Source organism: Paraburkholderia tropica, from assembly GCF_914484835.1.
GTDB classification, from domain to species: domain Bacteria; phylum Pseudomonadota; class Gammaproteobacteria; order Burkholderiales; family Burkholderiaceae; genus Paraburkholderia; species Paraburkholderia tropica_A.
This window is the reverse complement of sequence record NZ_CAJZAR010000097.1, coordinates 16465-18624: the sequence shown is the minus strand read 5'-3', so window position 1 is coordinate 18624 and position 2160 is coordinate 16465. Positions and strand designations below refer to the sequence as shown.

The 2160-nt window shown below is 73.2% G+C and carries 3 protein-coding genes; all 3 read left to right on the top strand.

The window, feature by feature from the left end; all coding sequences use genetic code 11:
* On the top strand, nucleotides 1-755 hold a 755-nt coding region (locus LDO54_RS35265; protein ID WP_224017148.1), incomplete at its 5' end, for a pilus assembly protein PilM.
* A gap of 11 nt (nucleotides 756-766) precedes the next feature.
* Nucleotides 767-1420 carry a fimbrial assembly protein gene (locus LDO54_RS35260; protein WP_224017145.1) on the top strand — a complete coding sequence of 218 codons (654 nt, stop codon included), beginning with the start codon at nucleotides 767-769 and terminating at the stop codon, nucleotides 1418-1420.
* Nucleotides 1417-2160, top strand: a 744-nt coding sequence (locus LDO54_RS39350; RefSeq protein WP_436975758.1) for a hypothetical protein, incomplete at its 3' end; no start/stop codon positions are given. The genes LDO54_RS35260 and LDO54_RS39350, both read left to right, overlap by 4 nt.

Here is a 2160-nt window from a genome sequence, read left to right as displayed (position 1 = left end):
TCGCTTCGGTGCCGCTCGCGCGGCTCGTGCCCGAGGCGGGCGGGGCGGCGTGGAAGAAGGACGTCTCGGGCCTTTACACCGAGCTTGAACCGCTGGTGCTGGCCGAAGCCGAGCGCGTGGCGGGCATCGAGCGGCATGAGCTGGCGGTCGACTGGCACGTGGGGCCGTTCGGGGCGATCGGTTCAGCAGGTTCATCGGGTTCATCCGGTTCATCGGGTTCCGGCGCGGCAGCGTTGCGCGAGGCGCGCGTGACGATCGCGGCCACGGCGCGCTCGCATCTGGAAGCGCGCATCGAGTGCGCGGCGATGGCGGGCATCACGCTCTGCGCGCTCGACGACGAAGCCCACGCGGCGCTGCGCGCGATGCGTCACGCGGCGGCGTTCGAATTGCCGCCGCACGAGACCTGGGCCGCGCTCTGGATCGGCGCCGCCGGCATTCACGGCTGGCTCGTCACCGACGAATGCGTCTCGCGCACCATGCGTTTTCCCGCGCTGGAATACGCCGATCTGGTCGAGGCGCTGCGCGATCTGGCGGGCGATGCGCAGGTCGGCTGCACGCTGGTGTCGGGCGATCTCTCGATGCTGCTCGGCGTGCAGTTTTCGCTCGCGGATATCGGCGACGTGCTCGGCAGCCCGGTGCTGCCGTTCGAATGCGCGCCGCTCGCCGACGCTGACCATCCGCTCGACGTCAGCCTGCTGCACGACCCGTCGTGCGTGGTGGCTTTCGGCCTCGCGCTGCGTGGGGTGAGCGAATGAGGCGGCGCAGTGTGGCGACAGTGGCGGCCGGAGAACTCGACGGTTTCAATCTGCTGCCGTGGCGGCCGGGCGCGATGCGGCGCGTGCGTCGGCGACGCGTGCTCGAATGGCTCGCGGCGGCGCTCGTCGGCGGTGCGTGCGGGTGCGCGGTCGCGGGCTGGCAGCACGTCGAGCAGGCGCGGATGCAGACGCAGCGCGCCGCACTGGCGCGTCAAATGGCGACGCTGGGCGCACCGCTGGCCGAAGCGCAGCGGCTTGCACGCGAGGCCCGCGCGCGGCGTCTGGCGCTGAGCGAAGCGTTTGAGCGGGCGCGGCCGTTCCGGCGGCTGTTCGCGCTCGTCGACGGGCTCGCGCGTGCGCGCACCGAAGGCGTCGCGCTCGAGCAGCTGGCCCAGCACGGCGACGCCACCGAGTTGCTCGCGAGCGCCGCCGACGAGGTCGCGGCGGCAGCGTGGCTCGAACGCTTGCGCGCGTTGTCCGAGGTCGAGGCCGTGAGCGTGCAGGAGATGAAGCGCGCGCAGGAGGCGGGCGGGGCGCGCACGCCACGCGGCGTCGCGCCGATTCACGTGGCGGCGCGGCTCGTCTGGAAGGGCGCGCTCGCGCCTTCTTCGGCTGTCGCGGCTGCTTCGGCTGTCCCGCCTGTTGCGGCGAAGGAGGCGAAATGATCGGCACGGCGATGTGGCGCGGCTGGCGGCCGCTGCACGCATGGACGCGAAGACGGCGCGCGCTGGTTGCCGCGACGCTCGCATTGCTTGCCATGCTGCTGAGCGGCGCCGCGTGTTTCTTCACCGATGCGGGCGGCGCACAGGCTGCCCGAGACGCGCTGGCGCAAAGCGAGGCGCAACTCGCGGACGCGCGGCGCACGCTCGCGCGGCTGCCCGCTTTGCGGCGCGAGGCCGAAGGCTGGCCGCATGGTGCGGGGGCGGAGCGCACGTCGCAAACGAACACGCACGCCGACGACATCCACGGCGTCTCCCAACTGGCCGCGCAAGCCGGACTCGTGCTGATCGCGCTGGAGCCCGCAGCGCCGGGCGGCGCGAAAGCGCAGGCCTTCCGCGCGACGAAGCTCGCGGCGCAGGGCGGTTTCGCGCAGCTTCGCGCGTTTCTCGAAGGCCTGGCCGAGTGGCCCGAACTCGCGGTGCCCGCGGATATTGTCGTCAAGCGTAGCGGCGGCGTGCTCGCCATCGCGGCCACGCTGCACGTGTTCGACGGCTTGCCCGCCGTCGCGATCGAATCGGCCGAGGATGCCGAACCGGGCGATGCCGCGCGCGATCCGTTCGCCAGCCGCTTCGCGCTCACTGCGGGCGGCTCTGCCGCGCCTGGCCTGGCTGGCGGGCCGGGCGTGCAGGGCGATCGCGCGCTGCGGCTCGCAGGCACGCTGACCGAGCGCGGGCGCGTGCTCGCG